The sequence below is a fragment of the Candidatus Deferrimicrobiaceae bacterium genome, assembly GCA_035256765.1.
Classification (GTDB): Bacteria; Desulfobacterota; Deferrimicrobia; order Deferrimicrobiales; family Deferrimicrobiaceae; genus CSP1-8.
Genome location: DATEXR010000204.1, coordinates 1 through 2,705 on the forward strand (window position 1 = coordinate 1; position 2,705 = coordinate 2,705).

Annotated in this window: 1 protein-coding gene; it reads left to right on the plus strand. The window is 64.8% G+C overall.

What is annotated here, in order from left to right:
- Positions 1-270: 270 nt before the first annotated feature.
- Positions 271-2,705: endopeptidase La (gene lon, locus VJ307_06905; GenBank protein HJX73870.1), on the plus strand; the 2,435-nt coding region annotated here is incomplete at its 3' end.

The following is a 2,705-nucleotide window of genomic DNA, read 5'->3' on the forward strand; positions in this document are numbered from 1 at the left end:
CGTTCTGGTGCTCTGCATCCCCAAGTGCGAGGAGCGGCGCGGCAAGAGGAAACGCATCAGGATAGAGGCGGAGGACTAGTGTACCGTCTCGTAAATAGCTTGTTGCACCGAGAGCGTCGATGCGCCGCGCCAGCAAGGCGCGCGACTGAGGCATACCGTTGAGTATGGTGAAGAAGCGCAACGAAGCGGGAGCGGATGCAGCGGCGCTCGAATGCCAAGGTATTTGCGAGACGGTGCACTAGCATCCCAGGAAGCGGGGGAAGAACGGGCATGGCAGACGAACCGATCGGAATCAACGTTCCGCAGGGCGGGGAAGCCGGTGCGCCGGAGGCCGAGGCCCCGGCCGGCATGGAAGAGGGGGAGGGCAAGGAGACCAAGGAGAGCGCCCCGGAGATCCCGAGCGTGCTCCCGCTCCTCCCGGTGCGGGATATCGTCATCTTCCCGTACATGACGCTGCCCCTGTTCGTCGGCCGGGAGGCGTCGATCGCGGCGGTGGACGAGGCGCTCGGCCGCGACCGGTACATCTTCCTGGCGACGCAGAGGGACCCGTCGCTCGAGGAGCCGAAGCCCGAAGACCTGTACCGCACGGGCACCGTGGCCATGATCATGCGGATGCTCAAGCTCCCCGACGGGCGCCTCAAGATCCTGATCCAGGGGGTGGTCAAGGGCCGGGTCGTGGAGTTCATCGAGGCGAAGCCCTCGGTGCGCGTCCGGATCGAGAGGCTGATGGAGGGGAGTGTCCGGGAAGGCTCTCTCGAGGTCGAGGCGCTCATGCGCGCCTGCCGGGAGAAGATCGAGAAGATTCTCTCCCTCAAGAACATGCCGGTCGAGATCCTGATGGTCACCGAGAACATCAACAACCCGGGAGTCCTGGCCGATCTCGTGGCGAGCAACCTGCGGCTGAAGCTCGAGGAGGCCCAGGGCGTGCTCGAGGAGGGGGATCCCGTCGCCCGTCTGACCATGGTCAACAATCTTCTCACCCGCGAACTCCAGCTCGCGGAGATGCAGGCGAAGATCCAGAATCAGGCCAAGGAGGAGATGACCAAGAGCCAGCGGGAGTATTTCCTCCGGGAGCAGATGAAGGCCATCAAGACCGAGCTCGGCGACATCGACGGCAAGTCGGAGGAGATGGAGGAGCTCCGGGAGAAGATCAAGGCGGCGGGGATGCCCGAGGAGGTGGGCAAGGAGGCGGAGAAGCAGCTTCGCCGCCTGGAGGGGATGCATCCCGACTCCGCCGAGTCTTCCGTGGTCCGGACCTACCTCGACTGGATGGTCGAGCTGCCGTGGAAGAAGGAGACGAAGGACAACATCAACATCGCCAAGGCCAAGAAGATCCTCGACGAGGACCACCACGACCTCGAAAAGGTCAAGGAGCGGATCCTCGAGTACCTCGCGGTCCGTAAGCTCAAGGACAAGGCGAAGGGGCCGATCCTGTGCTTCGTCGGGCCTCCCGGGGTGGGGAAGACCTCGCTCGGGAAATCGATCGCCCGGGCGATGGGCCGCAAGTTCATCCGGATGTCCTTGGGCGGGATCCGCGACGAGGCCGAGATCCGCGGGCACAGGAGGACGTACGTCGGGGCGCTCCCCGGCAGAATCATCCAGGGGATGAAGCAGGCAGGCACGAAGAACCCGATCTTCATGCTCGACGAGATCGACAAGGTGGGAGCCGACTTCCGCGGGGACCCCTCCGCGGCTCTTCTGGAGGTGCTCGACCCCGAGCAGAACTTCTCCTTCAGCGACAACTACCTGAACGTCCCGTTCGACCTGTCGAAGGTGATGTTCATCACCACGGCGAACATCATCGACCCCATCCCGCCCCCCCTCAAGGACCGGATGGAGGTGATCCGGATCTCGGGGTACACCGACATCGACAAGCTCGCGATCGCCAAGCAGTTCCTCTTCCCCCGGCAGAGGGAGGAGAACGGGATCACCGAGAAGCAGGTGAAGGCCACGGACAAGGGGATCCTGGGGATCATCCACCAGTACACGAGGGAGGCCGGACTGCGCAACCTCGAGCGGGAGATCTCCACCATCTGCCGGAAGGTGGCGCGAAGAATCGCGGAGGGAGAAAAGGGGCCGTTCACGGTGACCCACCGCAACCTCTCGAAGTTCCTCGGCGTCCCGAAGTATCTCCCCGATACGGAAGGGGAGCGGGACGAGGTCGGCGTGGCGACGGGGCTGGCCTGGACCCCCACCGGAGGGGACATCCTCTTTATCGAGGTGTCCCTCGTGAAGGGGAAGGGGGCCGTCACCATCACCGGGTCGCTCGGGGACGTGATGAAGGAGAGCGCCCAGGCCGCCATCACGTACACGCGGTCCCGCGCCGCCCGCCTCGGCCTTCCGAAGGACTTCCACGCCCGGCACGACATCCACATCCACGTCCCCGCGGGGGCGATCCCGAAGGACGGGCCGTCCGCCGGGATCACCATCGCCACCGCGCTCGTCTCCTCCCTCACGGGGATCCCCGTCCGCCACGACGTGGCGATGACGGGGGAGATCACCCTCCGGGGGCGGGTGCTCCCGATCGGAGGGCTGAAGGAAAAGGCCCTCGCGGCGCTGCGGGCCGGGATCACCGAGATCATCGTGCCCGGACAGAACCGGAAGGATCTGGAGGAGATTCCACGCAGCGAAGCGAGGCGGTTCACGTTCACCCTGGTGGACAATATGGACGAGGTTGTCTCCAAGGCGCTGAAGAAAAATCCGTT